Below are 24,883 nucleotides of genomic sequence, written 5' to 3'. Positions count from 1 at the left end.
GCTTGCTGAGTGTCAGTCACCCTATGCCGGGCTGATACACCGCTATCGCAGGCAAGCCAGCTCCCACCTTAGGAGCTCCACGCGTCAGGAACAGATCAAGCGGCTTTTGATTTGCTTTTGACCTTGATCTTGCTCTGAGGCGCCCCGTTAAACCACGCTGGCCGAACGCAGGCTTTGGAGCGTGGGTAACCCGGCAGGACGCCGGGTTAGCCGCGTTGGGCCAAGGATGGCCCATCACGGCGGCCCACGCTCCAAAGCCTGCATGAGGGCACACCGAGCCTAAGCGAGGTGCCGAGTGGTGGGGCGAAGACCTTTTGGTTACTTTTGTGTCTTTACAAAAGTGACCCGCTGTAAGAGCGGAACCATAAGTGGCCGTGACCGCAGCAATGGATAGGTACACTGCCGCACCGCTATCGCAGGCAAGCCAGCTCCCACCTTCAGTTCGGTGTATGCCACTCACGACACCACCTCCCCAATCGCCACACCCTCACGCCACCACCGTGCCAACCCTTGAACATTCGGCGCTTTGAGCAACGTAAAGTGGTTCCCCGGCCCATACCAAACCTCCAGCCCGCTGCCCTGCCGTCGCCATCCCTCAATCATCAGGCTCTGTTCGCGCTGATTGCCCGCCGCATCCAGCGAAGGGTCCTCGGCCAACACCAACCTCACCACGCCGTTGTAACGCTGATGCGGCTGATACACCGTGCGCAACGCCGCTGCATAGGTACGCGCCGGCCCGTCCATGGCATCCACCACAGAGCGCACCGGCAACAGCCCCACGCCCACCATGCCCGCATGCAGCCATTGGCGCTGCGCCACTTCATCACGCTCGGCAAAGTCCGCGCGGTCGATACCCAGCGACTTGCCGGCGGCCAGTTGCATCGCCTCGATCAACCGCAACAACGCCGCCGTGGTGGTGTAAGGCCGCCCGGTGCCGCCCGGGGCTTCGCTGTCAATCACCGTCAACGACGCCACCTCACGGCCCATCGCCTGCAACCGCAGCGCCATCTCCAACGCGATCCAGCCGCCAAACGAGTGCCCCACCAGGTGCACCGGGCCTTGCGGGCACTCCTGCGCAAGCGCCGCCAGATAACACTGCGCCGCCGCTTCGACCTGGCTATGCGGCACCGCCTGGCCATCCAGCCCACGCGGCTGCAAGCCGAACAGCGGCCAGTCACGCCCCAGCGCCTCGCCCAACCCCACATAGCCGGTGACGCTATCGCCCGCACCCGGCACGCAGAACACCGGCGCATACCCTGCCCGCCCGCTCTGAATGCGCAGCAGCGGTTGGTGCGCCACTTGCGCCACCGGCGAACACACGGCCAGCGCCTCGCTCATCGCCCGCCCCAGCGCCTGAATATGCGGCGCCTGCATCATGCTCTGGTGATCACCCGGCACCTGCACCCGGCGCAACTGCCCAGGCGCCAACGCGTCCTCCCACCCCAGTGAAACACTGCGCCGCGACAACTCGGTGGGCCGCTCTTGCGCGCTGAACAAATGCACCGCGACCGGCAACGGGAACAGGCTGTAATGCGCCAGCGCATGCCCATGCCCGACCTCCCGCTCGATAAAACTCAAGAGGTCCGCGTCCGCAGCCGCTGCCATTTGCGCGTATAGCAAACCTTGATCGCGACAGCGTTGCAGCAGACCCGCAAAGTCCAGCTGTCCAATGCCCGCCTCCAAGTATTCAAGGCTCGCCAGCTCATCCACACCTCCCTGTGCTTTCCAATACGCCGTGCACTGCAACAGCAAATGCCGTTTGAGCGCATCCGGCCCGCTCCAGCGCGCCTTGCCCTGATCGGTCATGCGCGGCACGTAGCTGTCGATCAAACCGAGAAAGGCCACCGCCTCATCCAGCCCGAGTAATTGCATCGCCACTTCGTAGGCCAGCACGCCGCCAAACGACCAGCCCGCGAGCCGGTATGGCCCGTGAGGCTGGATGCGCCGAATCAACCCGACCAGGCGCGCGGCCAGGCCTTCCATGGTGTTCAGATGCACTTCGCCAAGCGCTGCGCCCGGCAGGCCATAAATGGGATAGTCGCCGGGCAGGTGCTGGCCCAGCGCCGGGAAGTACACGTCCATGCCACTGAACTCATGCAGCAGAAACAGCGGCGGCTGCGAGCCGCTGCTGCGCACGGTAATCACCGACGTCTCGCGCGCCGGCGCCTGCGTGCGCTGCTGCAGCATCGCCGCAACGCCAGCCACGCTGGCATGCTGGAACAGCTCGGCCAGGGACACCTGCAACCCGGCCTCTTCCATCAGGTTGACCAGCCGGATTGCCAGCAGCGAATGCCCGCCCAGCTCGAAGAAGCTGTCATGGCGCCCAACCTGCTCCAGCTTCAAGACTTCGGCCCACAGGTTGGCCAGTTGCTGTTCCAATGCATCGCCAGGCGCTTCGAAATCACGGCGATTCAACGCGTCCAGCGCCGGAACTGGCAAGGCTTTGCGGTCGATCTTGCCATTGGCCGTCAGCGGCAAATGCGCCAGCGGTACATAGGCCGATGGCAGCATGTAGTCCGGCAGCTGGCCTTGCAGGTGCGCCCGCACGCTGTCGAGGTCGACAGGTTCGGCAGCCCAGGTGAAGTAAGCCGCCAGGCGCTTGTCACCCGGCACGTCCTCACGCGCCAGCAGCACCACGTCCTGAATACCCGCAAAGCTCGCCAGGCGCGCTTCGATCTCGCCCAGCTCAATGCGAAAACCACGGATTTTCACCTGGTCGTCATTGCGTCCGATGCACTCCAGCAAACCCTCCTGGGTCCAGCGACCAAGGTCACCGGTGCGGTACATCAGGGCACCGGCGTTGAAGGGATCGTCGACAAACTTTTCAGCGGTCAGCTCAGGGCGGTTCAAATAACCCTTGGCCACGCCATCACCGCCGATGCAGATCTCACCGGTCACCCCCACCGGCACCGGCTGCAACCAGGCATCCAGCACGTGAATGTGCGTGTTGGAAATCGGCCGGCCGACGGGCACGCTGTCGGCGTCATCGGCAATCGCCTGCACTTCATAGGTGGTGGCATAGGTGGTGGTTTCCGTCGGCCCGTAGCAATGCACCAAACGCAGCCCTGGCGCCTGCGCCAACAGGCTGCGGAACGCCGCCGGGTCGGCGCGCTCGCCGCCGCAGAGCAACATGCGCAAGCCGGCCAGCGCGCGCGGAATCAGCTGCACGTACTGGTTGAACAGCGCCGTGGTGACGAACAGCACAGTCGCGCCGTGCAGCGCACTGCCGAACGCGGCCGGGTCGAGCAAGGTCGCGTGGTCGATCACCTGTACCTGCCCACCGTTGAGCAACGCGCCCCACACGTCCATGGTGCTGGCGTCGAACGCCGGGTTGGAGGCGAAGGCAATGCGGTCGGCCGCATTGAAGTCGGCGTAGCCGTTGTTGAGCACCAGCCGCGTGATACCGCGATGCGGCACCAACACGCCCTTGGGCGTACCGGTGGAGCCGGAGGTGTACATGATGTACGCCACACTGTCCGAGGTTTGTGACAGGTCCGGGTTGTGGCTCGGTTGCGGGTCAAGGGTCAGGGTGTCCAGGTCCAGACGCCGGGCGGCGTAATCGATGGACGCGTCGCTGCGGGTCAACAGCCAGCTCGCGCCGCTGTCCTGCAGCATAAAGCCCTGGCGCTCGGCGGGCGCGTGGATATCCAGCGGCACATAGGCCGCCGCGCATTTGAGAACCGCCAGTTGGCTGACCAGCAGATCGAGCGAGCGCGGCAGCAGGATCGCCACGTTGTCGGCGGGACGCACGCCCAGGCTCAACAGGTGATGGGCCAGGCGATTGGCGCGGGTGTTCAATTGGCCGTAGCTCACTGCCTGCTCGCCATGCAACGCCGCCACCGCGTCAGGCCGCGCCTGCGCCTGGGCTTCGAACAGGCGCTGCACCGTGTGCTCGCGGGGGAATGCGCGCGCGGTGGCGTTGAAGCCCGCCAGCTGTTGGACTTCGGCGCTGGGCAGTATGGGCAGGCGGCTGATGGCGATTTCACGGTTGTGCTCCAGCGCATGCGCCACGTGTTCAAGTGCATGGTGCAGGTAGCCACACAAACGTCGGGCACCCGGCCCCATGGCGTGCACGCTGAACCCGTCGCCGAGGTCATCGACACTCACCGACAGCCCGTAATTGGTGTGTTCCTCGGCCTTGAGCAACTCGATACCCTGCCAGGCCTGCGCCACGCCGCCGGTTTGCGCCGCGCTGTGGCGGTAGTTGAACAGCACGCTGAACAGCGGCGTCGCCACCGGCACGGCGCTGCAACGCTGGGCCAGCGCCAGCGGCGCGTGCTCATGGCCGAGCAGTTGGGTCAGGCGTGCATGAGTCGCACGCAACGCCGTACGTACCGACTGCTCACCCAGATCGACCCTCAGCGGCAAGGTGTTGATGAACACGCCCATGGCGCGCTCGGCGCCTTCGCCGCCCTGCAGACGGCCAAGCATTACGGTACCGAACACCACACGCTCGCGGCCGCTGACCTTGCCCAGCACATGGGCCCAGGCCAGGTGCATCAGGCTGGCGGCGCTCACGCCCGCTTGACGGGCCTGGGTGCGCAGGCGCTGGCTCAACTGAGGGTCGATGGTCAGCTGCGCTTGTTCATCGACACCCAGGTTTTCGACCTCGGTGGGCTCGTCGATCTCACCGAGCATGTCGCGGAAAAACGCCTCGTGATCGTTAACCGCCAAACGGGTCTGGGCCACGTAATTGCGGTACGGCACTGCAGCGCCCAACGCCGCGTCGCGACCCAACAGAAACGCCTGCATTTCGTGCTGCAGGATGTCCAGCGCGATGTGGTCCATCACCAGGTGATGAAACAGCAAGGTCGCCACCACGCGTTGCGGTTCCTGCACGTAAACCAGGCGCATCAGCGGCGCTTGAGCCAGGTCGAGGCGCGACGGCAACGGCCCTGTTTCGACGCTTAACGAGGCTTCACGCCAAACCACCTGCACCGGCTCATGAAGGCCATCCCAATGGAAAGAGGAACGCAGCACATCATGCCGCTGGATCACCGCCTGCAACGCCTGGGCAAAGGCTTGCAAGCGCGCCCTGCTATCGAACGCAAACTGCGCCTGCAGCAGGTACGCATCGCCCTCGAGTACGGCGCGATGGTGATAGAGAATGCCGGCCTGCAACGGCGCCAGCGGGTAGATGTCCTGCACATTGGCCGCCCCGCCGGGGATGCGGGCGACAATGCGCTCGATAGCCGGCTGATCCAGCTGGATCAGGGGCAGCATGTCCGGGGTGATGTGCGTGCAGCCGGGTGCGATGCCATTGGCCGGCACCGCCACTTCACGCCCGCTGCCCAGCGCCGCCGCCAACGCCGACAAGGTCGGCTGGGCAAACAGCACCTTCACATCCGCCGACAACCCAAGGCGGCGCATGCGCCCCATCAGGCTCACGGCCAGCAACGAGTGCCCGCCCAACTCGAAGAAGTTGTCGTGACGGCCCACACGCTCCACGTTGAGCAGCTCGGCCCACAGGCTGGCCAGGGCAATTTCGGTATCACCCTGGGGCGCCTCGTACTCGCGCACCACCACCGAATCCAGGCCTGGCGCCGGCAAGGCTTTGCGGTCGAGCTTGCCGTTGGGGCTCAGTGGCAAGGCGTCGAGATGGACGAAAATCGCCGGCACCATAAACTCCGGCAAGTGGTGCAGCAGATGGCTACGCAGCACGTCGATTTCGCAGTGCGCGCCGGTGTAGTAAGCCACCAGGCGTTGCTCGCGGGCGATAACGGCCGCTTCATTGATCGACGGATACTCGGTCAGGCGGGCCTGGATCTCGCCCAGTTCGATGCGTAAACCGCGGATCTTCACCTGGTCATCATTGCGGCCCAAATATTCGATATTACCGTCCGGCAAGTAGCGCCCGACGTCACCGGTGCGGTACATGCGCCCGCGGGTGAATGGATCATTCAGGAAACGCTCGGCCGTCAGCTCAGGCCGATTCAGATAACCGCGCGCCACTTGCACGCCGCCGATAAACAACTCGCCAACCACCCCCAACGGCACCGGCTGCAACTGGCTGTCGAGCAGGTACATGCGCGTATTGGCAATGGGCTTGCCGATTGGCGTGTTGTCCGGCGTCACCGCGCCCGCGCAATTCCATGCCGTGACGTCCACCGCCGCTTCAGTCGGGCCATAGAGGTTGTGCAATTCACTGTTCGGCAACTGCTGCTTGAAGCGCCGCACCAGGCTGCCCGGCAGGGCTTCGCCGCTGCACATCACACGCACCAGCCCGGCCGCCTGGCGCACATCGCCATGGGCCAGGAATACGTCCAGCATCGACGGCACAAAGTGCAGCGTGGTGATCTGCTCAGCCTCGATCACATCGCACAGGTACTCGGGCTCTTTATGCCCGCCAGGGCGCGCCATCACCAACCGCGCGCCCGTCAACAGCGGCCAGAAGAATTCCCACACCGACACGTCGAAGCTGAACGGGGTTTTCTGCAGCACCGAGTCCTGCGCCTCGAGGCCATATTCGTCCTGCATCCACAGCAGGCGGTTGACCACCCCGGCGTGTTCGTTGATCACGCCCTTGGGCTGGCCGGTGGACCCGGAGGTGTAGATCACATACGCCGTCACGCCCACTGCAGTCGGGTTATCCAGCGGCTGATGCTGCCAGCAAGGGTGGTCCAGATCGACCACCGGCACCGCGCCCAGCAACTCGCGCGTGGAGCCTTGAGCCAACACCACTGCCGGCTCACTGTCCTGCAGCATGTAGGCAATACGCTCCAGCGGGTAGGCCGGGTCCAGCGGCACATACGCGGCGCCCGCCTTGAGGATGGCGTACAGGCCCACGACCATGTCCAGGCTGCGCTCCACGCAAATAGCCACCCGCGAATCCGGCTGCACACCCAGCGCCAGCAAGTGATGGGCCAACTGATTGGCCTGCCCATTCAACTCGGCATAGGTCAGCTGCCGTTCGCCGGCCTTGACCGCAATCGCGTCCGGGGTGCGCTTGACCTGCGCCTCGAACATCCCGTGCAGGGTCTGGTCGAGGTTGTAATTGACCTCGGTGGCGTTGAACTCAAACAGCAGCTGCTGACGCTCACGGTCATCGACCAGCGATGCATGCTCAAGCACCGCCTGGTCGTTCTCGACCATCGCCTGCAACACGCGCTTGAAGTAGCCGACGTAACGCTGCACGGTCGACTCATCAAACAGCGCCACGGCATATTCCAGCGCGCCAAGAATGCTGCCCTGCACTTCGCCAAGGTTCAGCGACAGGTCGAATTTGGCAAAGTGGCTGTTTTCGACGATGCCTTCCAGGGCCAGGTCGCCCAATGCGAGGGTCGGTGCGCTGCTGTCCTGCCACGTCAACAGGGTTTGGAACAACGGGCTGTGGGCCAGGCTGCGCGGCGGCCGAGTGATTTCCACCACCTGTTCGAACGGCAGGTCCTGATGGGCCTGGGCTTCCAGCGTCAGCGCCTTGACCCGCGCCAGCAGCGCCTCGGTGCTCAACTCGCCGGAGGTGTCGATGCGCACTGCCAGCGTGTTGACGAACAGGCCGATCAGCCCTTCTACCTCGCTGCGCGTGCGGTTGGCCACCGGCGAGCCGATCACCAGGTCGTGTTGCCCGGACAACCGCGCCAGCAACGAGGCCCAGGCACTCATCAAGGTCATGTACAGCGTGGTGCCATGGCGTTGGCTCAAGGCCTTGAGCCCGGCGGTGAGGCGTTCATCCAGGCGCACTTCGACGCTGCTGCCGGCGTAATCCTGCTGCGCCGGGCGCGGGCGGTCGGTGGGCAACGTGAGCAAGGCCGGCGCGCCCGCCAGCGCCTGTTGCCAATAGCTGCTCTGGCGCTGCAGCACCTCGCCGCTCAGCCACAGGCGTTGCCACACGGCGAAGTCACCGTACTGGATCGCCAGCGGCGGCAACGGGTCGGGCAGGCCGTGGCTGAAGGCTTGGTACAGCGCCATCAGCTCGCGGGTCAGCACGCCCATCGACCAACCGTCGGAGACGATGTGGTGCAAGGTCAGCAACAGCACATGGTGATCGTCGGCCATCACCACCAGCCGCCCGCGCAGCAGCGGACCGCGCTCCAGGTCGAAAGGCGCCGAGGCTTCGCCATGGATCAACGCATCCAGCGCCTGCTGGGGTTGCGGGTGGCGGCGCAGGTCCTGCACTTGCAGCGGCAGCACGTCTTCGGCCGGCACAATCAGCACCTGGGCGTCGTCGCCGTGCTGGGCAAAGCGGCTGCGCAGGGTTTCGTGGCGCGCCACAATCCGCGCCAGCGCCCGTTGCAGCGCCTCGACATGCAATTGCCCACGCAGACGCAGGCCAATGGGGATGTTATAGGCGGTGTTGGCGCCTTCCATCAGTGCCAGGAACCACAGGCGCTGCTGGGCGAAGGACAGTGGCACGGGTTCATCGCGGCTGGCCGGGAGAATATCCGGCAAGGTGCTGCGCCCCGATTGGGCCAGGACTTCGGCGACCGCAGCCAGCTCGGCATTGGCAAACAGGTCGCCGAGGATCAGCTCGACACCCAGACGCTGCCGCACCTGGGACACCATGCGCATTGCCAGCAGCGAGTGCCCGCCCAATTCAAAGAAATGGTCGCGACGCCCGACGCGCGCCACGTGCAGTACATCGGCCCAGATCTGCGCCAGCACGCTTTCGATCTCGCCCTGGGGCGCCTCGTACTCGCGGGTAAACACCGCAGCCATGTCTGGCGCGGGCAAGGCCTTGCGGTCGAGTTTGCCGTTGGCGGTGAGCGGCAATGCCTCAAGCTTCACGTAGGCAACCGGGACCATGTAGTCCGGCAGATGCGCCACCAGGTGGGCACGGATATCGCCAACGGCCAGCGGAGCGAACGGCGGGTTTTCGGTGAAGTACGCCACCAGCCGGTCCTCACGGACCAGCACCACCGCTTCCTGAATGCCCGGCAATTGGTTGAGTTGGGTTTCGATCTCGCCCAGCTCGATGCGCACGCCACGGATCTTCACCTGGTCGTCGTTACGCCCCAGGTACTCGATATTGCCGTCCGGCAGCCAGCGCGCCAGGTCGCCGGTGCGGTACATGCGCCCGGCGTTGAATGGGTCTTGCACGAAGCGCTCGGCCGTCAGCTCCGGACGGTTGAGGTAACCGCGCGCCACGCCTTTGCCGCCCACATACAGCTCACCGGCAACCCCCAGCGGCACCGGCCGTTGCTGCTCATCGAGCAAGTACACCGTGGCATTCGCAACAGGCTTGCCGATATGCAGTGGCCGGCCCGCCTCCACCTTGCCGGACGTGGCGACCACCGTGGCCTCGGTGGGCCCGTAGTTATTGATCAACTCAAAACGCTGGGCCCGCGCGAACTGGCGCAAGCGATCACCGCCGATCAGCAAGGTGCGCAAGGTCGGGTGTTCGATCTGTTGGCTGAAGGCGTACTCGGCCACCGGCGTGGGCAAAAAGCACACGTCCAACGGCTGCGCGCGCCACCACGCGAGCAAGGCGTCGATGTCTTCGGTGCCGTCATTGGCCGGCGGCAGGTGCAGGGTCGCGCCGACACACAGCGCCGGCCACACTTCCCAGGCCATCGCATCAAAGCCGAAACCGGCGACACTGGCGGTGTGGCGCCCGGCACACAGGTCAAAGGCGCGGCAATGCCAGTCCACCAGGTTGGCCACGGTGTGGTGTTCGACCATCACGCCTTTGGGCAAGCCAGTGGAACCGGAGGTGTAGATCACATAGGCGAGGTTAGCGGGCGTGACATCGACCGTGGGGTTGTTCGCCGAATGATGCTGCCGGGTGAAGCGGTCCAGGTTGATCACCGGCACTTGCAGCGCGGGCAGTCGGTCCAGCAGCGCCTGTTGCGTCAGCACCGCCACCGGCGCGCTGTCGGTGAGCAAATAGTTGAGGCGCTCGGCCGGGTGGGACGGGTCCACCGGTACATAGCAGGCGCCGGCCTTGAGGATCGCCAGCAACCCGGCCAGGGTATCCAGGCCACGGCGGGCGACGATGGCCACGCGGTCGTCGGGCTTGACCCCCAGCGCCAGCAGGTGATGGGCCAACAGGTTGGCTTGCTGGTTCAGTTCGGCGTAGGTCAGTTGGCGGCCTTGCTGCACGGCGGCGATGGCCTCGGGCGTGCAGGCCGCCTGAGCTTCGATACGCCCGTGCAGCGTGGTGCCTTGAGGGAAGTCGGCGTGGGTCGCGTTGAACTGCTCGAGCAGTTGTTGTCGCTCGGCGGCGGGCACGACCGAGACCTGATTGAGCGGTGTCTGTGGCGCCTGCTCCAGCGCAGTCACGAGGTTTTCCAGCGCGGTTTGCAGGTAGGCGCAGACGCGCTGCGGGTCCACCTGGGTGCTGGCGAGCAAGCTCAGGGCAAAGCCTTCGCCGAGGTCATCCACGCTCAAGGTCAGCGGGTAGTTGGTGCGTTCTTCGGCGCTGAGCGCCGCGATACCTTGCCAGGCCGACACGGCGGCAGCGCTGGCGGCCGGGGCACTGTGGCGGTAGTTGAGCAACGCGCTGAACAGCGGCGTCGGCGCGACCACACCGCTGCAGCGCTGGGCCAGGGCCAACGCGGCGTGTTCGTGGCGCAGCAAGGTGGTCAGCCGCGCGTGGGTGGCCTTGACCCCGGCGCGCACGTCTTCGGCGCCCACGTCCACGCGAAACGGCAGCGTGTTGATGAAAATGCCCAGTGCCCGATCGGTGTCATGGCTGCCCTGCATGCGGCCCATCAATACGGTGCCGAACACCACGTGCTCTTTACCGGCCAGCACACCCAGCACCTGCGCCCAGCCCATGTGGAACAGGCTGGCGGCGCTCACGCCCAGTTGCCGGGCCTGCGCACGCAAGCGCTGGCCCAGCTCCGGCGCCAATGGCAGGCTGACTTCGGCAATCCCGCGGGCATCGCCTTGCACGTCTTGCAGGCCAAATGGCAAGGTCGGCTCGCTAATGTCGCCGAGCATCTGGCGGAAGAAACTTTCGTGCTCCTGCTCGCTGATCCCCAGCCGCGCCTGCGCCACATAGTTGCGAAACGGCACCGCCTGGCCCAGCGCTGCGCCCTGCCCCAGCAGGCACGCCTGCATTTCATGGCACACCACTTCCAGGGCGCTGTGGTCGAGGGCCATGTGGTGAAACAGCAAGGTCGCGACGATGCGCTGATTGGCCGGATCTTCGGCACGCACCAGGCGCAGCAACGGCGCCTGGGTCACGTCGAGGCGATAGTGGCGGGCATCGAACAACGCGTGCAGCTGCGCGGCGATATCGCCGTCAGCCGGGTCCAGTTCCAACACCTGCACCGGCAATTGCGCCTGGCGCCAGACCACCTGCGACGGTTCCTGCAACCCGTCCCAGACCACGCCGGTGCGCAGGATATCGTGGCGGTTCATCACGCTTTGCAGGGCGTGGGCGAAGGCCTCAAAACGCGCCAGGCTGTCGAACGCAAACTGCGACTGCATCACGTACGGGTCGCCCTGCTCGGCGCTGACGTGATGGAACAGAATGCCTTCCTGCAACGGCGCCAGCGGGTAGATATCCTGGATATTCGCCACGCCGCCATCGACGGTGGCGACGATGCGGTCGATCTCGTCCTGGCTCAGGCTCGACAGGGTCAGCATGGCCGGGGTAATGCGCTCGGCGCCCGCCGGGATGCCATTGGCCGGCACCGTCACTTCACCGGCCTTGGTCGGCGAATACTCGCCGGCCTTGATCAACTCGATCAACGCCGGCTTGTGCTCGCGCAACGCGGCAAGAATCGCCGGGTCGCTCAGCGCCTGTTTATTGCCCTGCACCGACAACTGCTCGCCCTTGAGCGCCAGTTGCACATCCTTGGTTTTCAGCGTCGCCAACAGCTCAGAAATGCTCACAGGACGATCTCCATTCGTTCGGTTATGGCGGCGTAGCCGGCCAGCGTCGGCTGTTCGAACAACGCCCGCACATCGGCTTCCAGGCCTTCCTGGCGCAGGCGTCCGATCAAGCTCACGGCGAGCAGCGAGTGCCCGCCCAGTTCAAAGAAGTTGTCATGGCGCCCGACCCGCTCGACGTTGAGCAGCTCGGCCCACAGCCTGGCCAGGAGGATCTCGGTATCACCCTGCGGCGCCGCGTACTCGCGCACGATCAGCGCGTCCATGCCCGGCGCAGGCAAGGCCTTGCGGTCGAGCTTGCCGTTGGGGCTCAGCGGCAGCGCGTCAAGGTGCATGAACAGCGCCGGCACCATGAAGTCCGGCAGGTGCTGCAGCAGGTGCGCGCGCAGCTGCTCGATGTCGGTAGGTACGCCGGTGTAATAAGCGACCAACCGGTCCTCGCGGGCCACCACCGCAGCCTCGTTGACCTGCACATGTTCGAGCAGTCGCGCCTGGATTTCCCCCAGCTCAATGCGCAGGCCGCGGATTTTCACCTGGTCATCGTTGCGGCCCAGGTACTCGATATTGCCGTCGGGCAAGTAGCGGCCAACGTCGCCGGTGCGGTACAGGCGCCCATGGGTGAAGGGGTCCTTGAGGAAGCGTTCGGCAGTCAGCTCCGGGCGATTCAAGTAGCCACGCGCCACTTGCACGCCGCCGATAAACAGCTCGCCGACCACGCCCAATGGCACCGGCTGCAATTGCGTATCCAGCAGGTACATGCGCGTGTTGGCAATCGGTTTGCCGATCGGCGTGTTGTCCGGCACCTCGGGACGCGCGCAGTTCCAGGCGGTCACGTCCACGGCCGCTTCGGTGGGGCCGTACAGGTTGTACAGGCCGATACCCGGCAGTTGCTGCTTGAAGCGCCGCACCAGGCTGCCCGGCAAGGCTTCGCCGCTGCACATTACGCGCACCAGCCCGGCCGCCTGGCTGACATCACCGTGGGCCAGGAACACGTCAAGCATCGAGGGCACAAAGTGCAGTGTGGTGATCTGTTCGGCCTCGATCACTTCGCACAGGTACTCAGGCTCTTTATGGCCACCTGGGCGCGCCATGACCAGGCGTGCGCCGGTAAACAGCGGCCAGAAGAACTCCCACACCGACACGTCGAAGCTGAACGGGGTTTTCTGCAGCACGCTATCACTGGCCGTGAGACCGTACGCGTCCTGCATCCACAGCAGGCGGTTGACCACCGCGGCGTGCTCGTTGATCACGCCTTTGGGCTGGCCGGTGGAGCCGGACGTGTAGATCACATAGGCCTGGTGCCGGGCGGTAAGGCCTGGCACGTGGGGGTTGCCAGCGGGCTGGTGCTGCCAGGTGGCGTGGTCCAGGTTGACCACCGGCACCTCACCCAGCAACGCGCGGGTGGCGCCTTGCGCAAGCACCACCACCGGCGCGCTGTCTTGCAGCATGTAGGCCAGGCGCTCGCGAGGATAGGCCGGGTCCAGCGGCACATAACCGCCGCCGGCCTTGAGGATCGCAAACAGGCCGATGACCATGTCCAGGCCACGCTCCACGCAGATGCCTACACGCGAATCCGGCTGCACACCGAGTTCACGCAGGTGATGGGCCAGGCGGTTGGCGCGTTCGTTCAGCGCGCTGTAGGTCAGGTACTGATCGCCGGACTTGACCGCCACGGCCTGCGGCGTGCGCTCGACCTGGGCTTCGAACAGGCCGTGCAGGGTTTGGTCGAGGTCGTAGTTGACGTCGGTGGCGTTGAATTCCACCAGCAGCTTTTGCCGTTCCTCACTGCCCATAATCGGCAGGCGATTGAGCGGCTGATGCGGCGCCTGCTCGAGGGCTTCAACCAGCCCTGACAAAGCGGTCTGCATGTAACCGCACACGCGTTGCGCGTCGATTTGCGCCAGGGCGGTGACGTCATAACCATCGCCCAGGTCATCCACGTTCAAGGTCAGCGGGTAGTTGGTGCGCCCGTCGTTGACCAGCGTCTGCATGCCTTCCCAGGCCTGCTGCGCCTCGGCCGAGCGCGTGGCGGCGCCGCGATGGCGGTAGTTGAGCATCGAGCTGAACAACGGCGCCGGGGCCGCCACGCCGCTGCAGCGCTGGGCCAGCGCCAGCGACGCGTGTTCGTGCCCCAGCAGCGCGGTAAGCCGTGCATGGGTGGCTCGCACCGCAGCGCGCGCACCTTGTGCGTCGATGTCCAGGCGCAGCGGCAAGGTATTGATGAACACCCCCAGCGCGCGGTCGGCGCCCTCGCCGCCTTGCATGCGACCCACCAGCACCGTGCCGAACACCACGCTGTGGCGACCCGAGGTGGCCGCCAGCACTTGGCCCCACGCCAGGTGGAACAGGCTCGCCGTGCTCACGCCCAGCAAGCGCGCCTGGGCGCGCAGCCGGCGGTTGAGGTCACTGTCCAGGCGCAAGCGGTGTACTTCGATCGCGTTGCCGTCGCCGCGCACATCCTGCAAACCGAACGGCAAGGTCGGTTCATCGACATCCCCGAGCATCTGGCGAAAGAACGCTTCATGTTCCTGCTCGCTTACGCCCAGACGCGCCTGGGCCACGTAGTTGCGGTAAGGCATCGGCGCCGCTGTTGGCGCTGCGTGGCCGAGCAAGTGGCCCTGCATTTCGCGCAGCACCACGTCGAATGCGGTGTGGTCGAGGGCGATATGGTGGTAGAGCAACACCACCACTACCCGCTGGTTGGCCGGGTCCCGGGCGTACTTGAGGCTGATCAACGGCGCGTGGCTGAGCGTCAGGCGATAGCGTCGCGCATCGAAACGCTCATGCAGGCCAGCCAGTACATCGCCTCGCAGGTGCAGCTCTTCACGCGGCAGTTCAGCCTTGCGCCACACCACTTGCAGCGGTTGCGCCAGGCCTTCCCAGACCACGCCGGTGCGCAGGATGTCATGGCGATCGATGACCTGTTGCAGCGCCTGAGCGAAGGCATTCAGGCGCTCAATGCTGTCGAACGCCAAGTGCGACTGCAGCAAGTACGGGTCGCCCTGCTCGGCAGTGATGTGGTGGTAAAGAATGCCTTCCTGCAACGGCGCCAGCGGGTAAATATCCTGCACATTGGCAGCGCCGCCGGGTACACGGCTGACGACGTCGTCGAGAGTTGACGGGTCGAGCTCCACCAACGGCAACATGTCCGGGGTGATGCGCTGGCAGTCGGCGGCGATGCGGTTGGCCGGCACCTGCACTTCGCGGCCACTGCCCACGGCGGTGGCCAACGCCGCGAGGGTGGGCTGGCTGAACAGCACCCGCACGTCAGCGCTGAGGCCGACCTGACGCATGCGTTCGATCAGGCTGACCGCCAACAACGAATGACCGCCCAGTTCGAAGAAGTGGTCATGCCGGCCGACTTGCTCCACCTGCAACACCTCAGCCCAGATCCGCGCCAGGGTGGTTTCCACCGCGCCTTCCGGCGCTGCGTAGTCGCGGCTCAGCAACGCGGCTTGATCGGGTTGCGGCAAGGCCTTGCGGTCCAGCTTGCCGTTGGCGGTCAGCGGCAGCGTGTCGAGCCTGACGTAGGCTGCTGGCACCAGCGCGTCGGGCAGCTGTTGCTGCAGTTGCGCACGCAAGGTTTCAATCGCCAGCGGATATTTTTCGATAAACCAGGCCACCAGACGCCCCTCGCGCACCAGCACCACGGCCTCAGCGATACCGTCCAGCGCGGCCAGGCGGCTTTCGATTTCACCGAGTTCGACGCGCACACCGCGCACTTTGACCTGGTCGTCGTTACGGCCCAGGTACTCGATATTGCCGTCGGGCAGCCAACGCGCCAGGTCACCGGTGCGGTACATCCGCCCAGGGTTGAACGGGTCCTGCAGGAAACGTTCGGCGCTCATCTGCGGGCGGTTCAAATACCCCCGCGCCACGCCACGGCCGCCCACATACAGCTCACCGGCGACACCCACCGGCACCGGGCGCAACTGTGCGTCGAGCACGTACACGCTGGCATTGGCGATGGGCCGGCCGATATGCAACGCCTGCCCGGCGCGCACACGGCCGGAGGTGGCGACCACCGTGGCCTCGGTAGGCCCGTAATTGTTGATTACCGCAAAGCGCCGCTCCTGGGTGAACTGGCGCAGGCGATCACCGCCGATTAACAGAATGCGCAAGGTCGGGTGGTGCAGGTTCTGGCTGAAGGCGTACTCGGCCACTGGCGTGGGCAGGAAGCTGACGTCCAGTGGCTGCTCCAGCCACCAGGCGAGCAATTCGTCAATGTTTTCATTGCCGACCTTCGCGGGCGGCACGTGCAAGGTCGCGCCTGCACAGAGTGCCGGCCAGACCTCCCAGGCCATCGCGTCAAAGCCAAACCCGGCGACGCTGCTGGTGTGGCTGCGCGCGTCCAGGCCAAAGGCCTCGCAATGCCAGTGCACCAGGTTTTCCACGGTGCGGTGTTCCACCATCACGCCTTTGGGCTGGCCGGTGGAGCCGGAGGTGTAGATCACGTACGCCAGGTGCGCCGGGGTCAGGCCGACCAGTTGCGGGTTGCTGACGGCGTGGTGCCGCAAGCACTCGTCGAACAGGTCGACAGTGGCGTGCGTACCCAGCAGGTCACGGGTGCTTGCCTCGGCCAAGACCGCTACCGGCGTGCTGTCCTGCAGCAGGTAGGCGATACGTTCGGCGGGGTAAGCCGGGTCGACAGGCACGTAGCCGGCGCCGGCCTTGAGAATGCCCAGCAGCCCGACCAGCATGTGCGGGCCACGGCGACAGCAGATCGCGACGCGGTCGTCCGGCTGCACGCCGAGTGTCAACAGGTGATGGGCCACCTGGTTGGCGCGCTGATTGAGCTGCTGATAGGTCAGGACTTCGCCGTCCTGCTGCACGGCAATCGCGTGGGGCTGACGTTCGACCTGGGCTTCGAAGGCGCCGTGCACGGTGTGCCCGGTCGGGAAGTCCGCGGCCGTCGCGTTGAATTCGCGTAGCAGGGTTTCGCACTCTGCCGGCGGCAGCACTGGCAATTGATTAAGCGGGGTGCTCACCGCGCTTTCCAACGCCACGACCAACTGCTCCACGGCGCGGTGCATGTAGCCACACAGGCGCTGGGCGCCGATCTGCGGCAGTGCCAGCACGCTCAGGCCAAAGCCTGTGCCGAAGTCATCGACGCTGAGGGTCAGCGGGTAATTGCTGCGCTCCTCACCGCCCAGCAGTTGCACGCCTTCCCAGATGCCATGACCATCGCGGGCCATTTCGCCGGGGCTGCTGTGACGGTAATTGAGCAAGGCGCTGAACAACGGCACGGCCGTCGGTACGCCGCTGCAACGCTGGGCGAGGGCCAGCGACGCATGCTCGTGCCCCAGCAGCGCGCTCAAGCGGGTATGCGTGGCCTTGACGGCCGCAGCAGCAGCGGACGCTACATCGACGCGCAGCGGCAAGGTGTTGATAAACATGCCCAACGCACGGTCAGCGCCCTCACCCGCCTGCATGCGCCCCATCAGCACCGTGCCGAACACCACCTCATCACGCCCGGACACCAGCCCCAGCACTTGCGCCCACGCCAGGTGCATCAGGCTGGCCGCACTCACCCCCAGCACCCGCGCCTGTTCACGCACCCGCATTGCCAACGCGGCGTCCAGCGGCTGTTCGGCCTCTTCGATAGCGCGGCCGTCGCCCTGCACGTCCTGCACGCCAAAGGGCAAGGTCGGCTCATCGACATCGGCGAGCATGTCGCGGAAAAAGTGCTCGTGCTCCGCCACGCTGACACCAAGGCGCGCCTGGGCCACGTAGTTGCGAAACGGTGCAGCGTCGGGCAGTGCCTCGGCCTGGTTGAACAGGAACGCACGCATCTCCTGGCCGACCACTTCCATGGCGGTATGGTCGAGCGCCAGGTGATGGAACAACAGGATCGCCGCGACCCGATTATTCGCCGGGTCCTGGGCATAGACCATGCGCAGCAGCGGCGCCTGGGTGATGTCCAGGCGATAGTGGCGGGCATCGAAACGTTCGTGCAGTTGCTCGATGACGCCGCCGTCAGCCGGGTCCAGAACAACCTCTTGCACCACCAGGCGGGCCTCGCGCCAGACCACTTGCACCGGGCTGTCCAGACCTTCCCAGACCACGCCGGTGCGCAGGATGTCGTGACGGGCCGCGACCTGTTGCAGCGCGCCCATGAAGGCGTGCAAACGCTCAAGGCGGTCAAACGCCATGCGCGACTGCAGCAGGTACGGGTCGCCCTGCTCGGCGCTGATATGGTGATAAAGAATGCCTTCCTGCAGCGGCGCGAGCGGGTAGATATCCTGCACATTGGCCGCGCCACCCGGCACCGTGGCGACGATGCGCTCGATCGCTGCCTGGTCGAGTTGCACCAGGGTCAGCATCGACGGCGTTATCCGGGTGCAGCCGGCTGGAATGCCATTGGCCGGCACCTCGATCTCACGCCCGCTGCCGACTGCCGCTGCCAGCGCCGCCAGGCTTGGCTGGCTGAACAGCACACGCACATCCGCGCTCAGGCCCACCTGGCGCATGCGCTCAATCAGGCTCACGGCCAGCAACGAATGCCCGCCCAACTCGAAGAAATGGTCATGCCGGCCGACACGCTCGAGCTTGAGCACGTCCTGCCAGATCTGCGCCAGCAAGGTTTCCACCTCGCCCTCCGGCGCCTCGTAACCGCGGCTGAGCAGCGCGCTTTGATCCGGTACGGGCAAGCCCTTGCGGTCGAGCTTGCCGTTGGCGGTCAGTGGCAACAGTGCCAGCCACACGTAGGCCGACGGCACCATGTAGTCCGGCAACCGGCCTTGCAGATGAGCGCGCAGTGCCTGGATGTCCAAGGGTGCCTGGGCGGTGTAATACGCCACCAGGCGCTTGTCGCCCGGCTCGTCTTCGCGGGCCAGCACCACCGCGTCTTTTACGCCGGGGAACGCGGCCAGGCAGGTTTCGATTTCACCCGGCTCGATACGAAAACCGCGGATCTTGACTTGCAGGTCGTTACGCCCCTGGTACAGCAAGGTAGCGTCGGCCTGCCAGCTGGCCAGGTCGCCGGTGCGGTACAGCAGGCCTTCGCCGAAGGGGTTGGGGATGAATTTTTCCGCCGTCAATTGCGGCTGGTTCAAATACCCGTTGGCCACCCCGGCGCCGCCGATATACAGCTCGCCAACCACGCCCAGCGGCAGCGGTTGCTGGCGTGCGTCGAGCACGTAGGCCTGGGCATTTGCGATGGGGCGGCCAATCGGGACACTGCCCGCAGCCGGCGCGGTGATTTCAAAGGTGGTGGAGAACGTGGTGGCCTCGGTCGGGCCATAGCCATTGAGCAGATGCTGGGGTTTGCCGTGCTGGAGCACACGGCTGATCACCTGCGGGTCGAGCACATCGCCGCCGACGATCAGGTAGCGCAGTTGGCGGAACACCGGCAGCAACGCATCGGCGTATTGATGGAACAGGCCTGCGGTCATCCACAACACGCTGACGGCTTGCTCCTGCAACAGCGAGGCAAACGCCGCCTGGGACAGCAGCACCGCATGCTCGACCACCACCACACAACCGCCGTTGAGCAACGGCGCCCACACGTCGAGGGTGCTGGCATCGAAGGCCGGGTTGGAGGCGAACGCCACGCGGTCGCGCTCATTGAAATCGGCATAGCCGTTGTTCAGCACCAGGCGCGAGATCGCGCGGTGCGGCACTTGCACGCCTTTGGGTGCCCCGGTGGAGCCGGAGGTGTACATGATGTACGCCACGCTTTTCGCCGACTGGGCCAGGTCGGGGTTGCGCGGCGACTGCGCGTCCAGGTTCAGGTCGGCCAGGGTATTGAGCACGCGGTGCGCACCGCTGTCCTGCACCATGAAGGCCTGGCGCTCGACCGGCGCATTGACGTCCAGCGGCACATACACCGCTGCGCACTTGAGGATCGCCAGTTGGCACACGAGTAAATCCAGCGAGCGCGGCAGTGCGATCGCCACGCTTTCGCCCGGCTGCACGCCCTGGCTGATCAGGTGATGGGCCAAGCGGTTGGCACGGCGATTGAGGTCGCGATAACTCAACGACAGCGCGCCCTGCACCGCCGCCACAGCGTCGGGACGGGCCAGCGCCTGAGCTTCGAACAGTTGGTGCACCGTGAGCTGCGACGGGTAGTCACGCGCGGTGGCGTTGAAAGCCACCAACAGTTGGTGGCGTTCGGCAGCCGGCAGGATCGACACGGCCTGCAAGGGCGTGGTCGGCGCTTGTTGCAGCGCGGTCACCAGATGGCTCAACGCGGTGAGCATGTAGGCGCCCACGCGCTGTACATCCAGGCTGTTCACGCCCTGCACGGTCAGGGAAAACCCGCTGCCCAGGTCATCGACGTTCAGCACCAGCGGATAGTTGCTGCGCTCTTGCGAACTGAGAATCTCGATCCCGGACGCCGCAAACGGGCTGTCTCCCGGGGCTTCACCCGGCGCGCTGTGGCGGTAATTGAGCAGCGTGCTGAACAGCGGCAGTGAACCCGGTACGCCGCTGCAACGCTGTGCCAGCGACAGCGAGGCATGCTCATGCCCAAGCAACTGCGCCAGGCGCGCGTGGGTGGCGCGCACGCCGGCTTGCACGCTGACGGCGCCAAGGCTGACGCGCAGCGGCAAGGTATTGATGAACATCCCCAGCGCACGGTCGGCGCCCTCACCGCCCTGCATACGGCCCAGCAACACGGTACCGAACACCACGTCCTGCTGGCCGGAGACTTGGGCCAACACCTGGGCCCAGGCCAGGTGCACCAGGCTGGCGGTGCTCACGCCCAGTTGCCGCGCCTGTTCGCGCAGGCCGTGACTGAGCGCCGGCTCCAGTGGCACGTGCGCATCGACGATGCCGCTGCCGTCGCCATTCACATCCTGCAAACCGAACGCGAGCGTCGGCTCGTCGATATCGCCCAGCATGTTGGTGAAGAAGGCTTCGTGTTGCGCCTGCGTCACGCCCAAGCGCGCCTGGGCCACGTAGTTGCGGTACTGCACCGCGTCCGGCAGCTGCGCGCTGGTGCCGGCAAGGCTGGCGCTCATTTCTTCGACCAGCACTTGCAAGGCCGTGTGGTCGAGCAGGATGTGGTGCAGCAGCAGAATGCCGACGTAACCGCCCTGCTGCTCGGCGTAGCCAAAGTGCATCAGTGAAGCACGCGACAGGTCGAGGCGATAATGGCGTGGATCGAAGCGTTGCTGCAGTTGCGCGAGTGCATCAAGGCCGTGCGCGTCAATGCGCTCAACCGCCAAGGGCGCCTGGCGCAGCACCACCTGCACCGGTTCATCCAGGCCTTCCCAGACAATCCCGGTGCGCAGGATGTCGTTGCGTTCAATCACGCTGTGCAGCGCCTGGATAAACGCATCCACCGCCGCCTGGTCGGCAAAGCGCAACTGCACCTGCAACACGTAGGGGTCGCCCTCGGTGGTTGCCAGGTGGTGGTAAAGAATGCCGGCCTGCAACGGCGCCAGACCGTAGATGTCCTGCACGTTGGCAATGCCGCCGGGCACGCTTTCGAGGATGTGGTCGATAGCGGCCTGGTCCAGGGCCACCAGAGGCAGCATGTCTGGCGTGATGCGCGCGCAGGGGTCGACGATCAGGTTGGCCGGCACCTGCACTTCCCGCTGCCCGCCCACTGCCGCGGCCAGTGCGGCCAACGTGGGTTGGCCGAACAGCACGCGCACATCACAGCTCAAATCCACCTGGCGCATGCGTTCGATCAGCTTGACCGCCAGCAGCGAGTGGCCGCCGAGTTCAAAGAAATTATCGTCGCGGCCGACCTTGTCGAGCTTCAACAACTGCTGCCAGATACTGGCGATGGCGACTTCAACCGCACCTTGCGGGGCGGCATAGTCACGCCGCGCCAGCGCGTCGGCGTCCGGGGCGGGCAAGGCCTTGCGGTCAAGTTTGCCGTTGGTGGTCAGCGGGAATTGATCCAGCAGTACGAACGCGCTGGGCACCATGTACTCGGCCAGGCTGAGCAGCAAGTGATCACGCAGCTGGGCAGCACCCAGTTCACGCTCGGCGATCACGTAGGCCACCAGGCGTTTGTCGCCCGGTGCGTCTTCACGGGCAATCACCACCGCATCACGCACGCCGTCGGCGGTGGCCAGGCGCGCCTGGATTTCGCCCAGCTCGATACGGAAACCACGGATCTTCACCTGGTCGTCGTTGCGGCCCAGGTACTCGACACTGCCGTCGGCCAGCAGGCGGCCGAGGTCACCGGTCTTGTACATGCGCAGGCCGGTGGCCGGGTCGGCCAGGAAGCGCTCTGCATTGAGCGCGTCACGGTTGAGGTAACCCCGCGCCACCCCGGCGCCGCCGATGTACAGCTCGCCGACCACACCAAACGGCAACGGCTCGCGACGCTCATCCAGCACGTACAGCTGCAGGTCGGGAATGCGCACGCCAATCGGGCTGACGCCGACCAACTGCGCGTCCGCGGCCTCCAGCGCGCGATAGGTCACGTGCACGGTGGTTTCGGTGATGCCGTACATGTTGACCAGTTGCGTACCGGCGTTGATGGCGCGGGCGTACCACGGCTTGAGCATGCCCGGCTCAAGGGCTTCGCCGCCGAAAATGACCTGACGCAAGGAGTGCGACTGGGCGCCTTGGGCCGCAATCAACTGACGGAACGCGCTGGGCGTCTGGTTGAGAATGCTCACGCCCGCGTCGCAGATCAGCGCGTAGCACTCATCCGGCGAACGGCTGACCAGTTGCGGCACAATCAGCAATTGGCCGCCGTGCATCAGCGCGCCCCAGATTTCCCACACCGAGAAGTCGAACGCAAAGGAATGGAACAGCGCCCATACATCATTGCGGTTGAAACCGAACCAGTGGTCAGTGGCGGTGAACAGCCGTGCGACCTGGCGATGTTCGATCATCACGCCTTTGGGCAGGCCGGTGGAGCCTGAGGTGTAGATCACGTAGGCCAGGCTCGCCGGGCTGAGAGCGATGCGCGGGTTGACGATGGATTCGCCGCGCAGGCTGTTGAGGTCGATCTGCGCCAGCTCGCCCACCAGGTGGCGGGTGTTGGCTTGCACCAGCACGGCCAGCGGTTCGCTGTCAGCCAGGGTGTAGGCGATGCGTTCCAGCGGGTAAGCCGGGTCAATCGGCACATAACCGGCGCCGGCCTTGAGGATGCCCAACAGACCGATGATCATCTCGGGGCCACGTTCAACGCAGATCGCCACGCGGTCATCCGGGCGCACACCCTGCGCAAGCAGACGGTGGGCGACCTGGTTGGCGCGTTCATTGAGTTGGCGGTAGGTCAGGCGCTGCGTGTCGAAGCGCACGGCGATGGCTTCGGGCCGGGCGGCGGCATGGGTTTCGACTTGCTGATGGATCAGGGCGGTGTCGGCGTAGTGCGCGGGGCTTTGATTGAGGCGGTGCAACAGGTGGTGGCGTTCGGTGTCAGGCAGGATGTTCAGGCCGCTGAGCGGCTGATCCGGTCGCTGCTCCAACGCATCGGCCAGGCTGTGCAGCGCGGTGTGCAGGTAAGCCGCGACACGTTGTGCGCCGATGGCGGCATCGACCATCACCGTCAGTGCAAAGTCTTCGCCCAGGTCATCCACGTTGACGGTCAACGGGTAGTTGGTGCGCTCCTCGGCGCCGAGCACCTGGATGCCTTCGGCCACGTCGATGACGGCGGCCATATCGGTAGCGGCGCTGTGACGGTAATTGAGCATGGCGCTGAACAGCGGCGTCGGCGCGGCCACACCACTGCAACGCTGAGCCAGGGCCAGGGACGCATGTTCGTGGTTGAGCAAAGCCGTCAGACGCGCGTGGGTGGCCTTGACCCCGGCGCGCACGCCCTGCTCGCCCACATCCACGCGTAACGGCAAGGTATTGATGAACATGCCCAGGGCCCGTTCACCGCCCTCGCCTGCGCCCATACGGCCAAGCATTACCGTGCCGAACACCACCGCGTCACGACCGGACACCACGCCCAATACACGCGCCAATGCCAGGTGCATCATGCTCGCCACGCTCACGCCCAATGGTCGCGCCAGGCTGCGCAGGCGCCGGCTGAGGGCGCTGTCCACGGCGATGCGTGCCTCGTCGATGCCCTGCCCGTCGCCTTGCACATCCTGCAAGCCGAAGGGCAAGGTCGGCTCATCGATATCGGCCAGCATGTCGCGGAAGAACGCCTCGTGCGCCTGCTCGCTGACGCCGTGGCGCACCTGGGCGATGTAGCCGCGAAACGCGACCGGCGCACCCGCCTGGGCTTGCTCGCCGGCCAGGTACAACTGGATTTCATGGCGCACCACATCAAGGGCGGTGTGGTCGAGGATGGTGTGGTGGAACAGCAGCATCGCCACCACCCGACTGTTGGCCGGGTCGTCGGCAAACACCAGGCGCAACAGCGGCGCCTGGCCAAGGTCCATGCGGTAGGTGCGTGCGTCGTAGCGCGCGAGCAGTTGGGCCAGGGCATCGCCGCCATTGAAGTGCGCTTGTTCGCAGACCAGGTTTGCCTTGCGCCATACCACTTGCAGCGGCTCGCCGAGGCGCTCCCACGCCATGGAGGTGCGCAGGATATCGTGACGGTCAATGACCCATTGCAACGCTTGCGCAAAGGCGTCCAGGCGTGCGCGGCTGTCGAACACAAACTGCGCGTGCAGCACGTAAGGGTCGCCCTGCTGCGCCGAAAGGTGATGGTAAAGCATGCCTTCCTGCAGCGGCGCCAGCGGGTAGATGTCCTGCACATTCGCCGCGCCGCCGGGGATGGCCGCGACGATACGGTCGATGGCCGGCTGGTCGAGGCTGACCAGCGGCAGCATGTCCGGGGTAATGCGGTAGGCCGGGCTCAGCCAGTCGCCGCCCTGCTCGGCCACCCACTCCAGCAAGCGCGGCTTGTGCGCGATCAGTTGATCCCACAGCGCATCATCCAGCGCTTCGTCGTCGCCCAGGATGATCAGGTCGCCTTCTTCCAGTTGCAAACGGATCGCGTGGGTGGAAATCGCTGCCAATAATTCGCTGAACTGCATGGGGGTAACCTGCCTGATAAGTCACGGTGAAGGAGAAAGTCCGTTTTCAGCTGCCGTTAGGATCGGGTGTGCTGTGTGCTGGGCACCTGTAAAAAGCAGGCGCAGCCGCAAGCCTGAAGAGGCTTCCGGCAGGCTTGGAAAATTAAGGGATTTGGCAGGCGGGGGTGACATGGGAAGCGGGGACAAGCGCAAATCGCGCA

The 24,883-nt window shown here is 65.5% G+C and carries 2 protein-coding genes; both read right to left on the bottom strand.

Annotated features, from left to right (window positions below):
• Nucleotides 1-456: 456 nt before the first annotated feature.
• Nucleotides 457-11,781 carry an amino acid adenylation domain-containing protein gene (locus tag AB5I78_RS12310; RefSeq protein WP_369303237.1) on the bottom strand — a complete coding sequence of 3,775 codons (11,325 nt, stop codon included), beginning with the start codon at nucleotides 11,779-11,781 and terminating at the stop codon, nucleotides 457-459.
• The gene (locus AB5I78_RS12305; protein WP_369303236.1) at nucleotides 11,778-24,683 is read right to left on the bottom strand and encodes an amino acid adenylation domain-containing protein; all 12,906 of its coding nucleotides are present in this window, start codon (nucleotides 24,681-24,683) and stop codon (nucleotides 11,778-11,780) included. Before AB5I78_RS12305 ends, AB5I78_RS12310 begins: the two co-directional genes overlap by 4 nt.
• Between the last annotated feature and the right edge of the window lie 200 nt (nucleotides 24,684-24,883).

The organism is Pseudomonas sp. N2-3-1-14 (assembly GCF_041228395.1).
Taxonomy (GTDB): Bacteria; Pseudomonadota; Gammaproteobacteria; order Pseudomonadales; family Pseudomonadaceae; genus Aquipseudomonas.
This window is presented reverse-complemented; position numbering and strand designations above follow the sequence as displayed.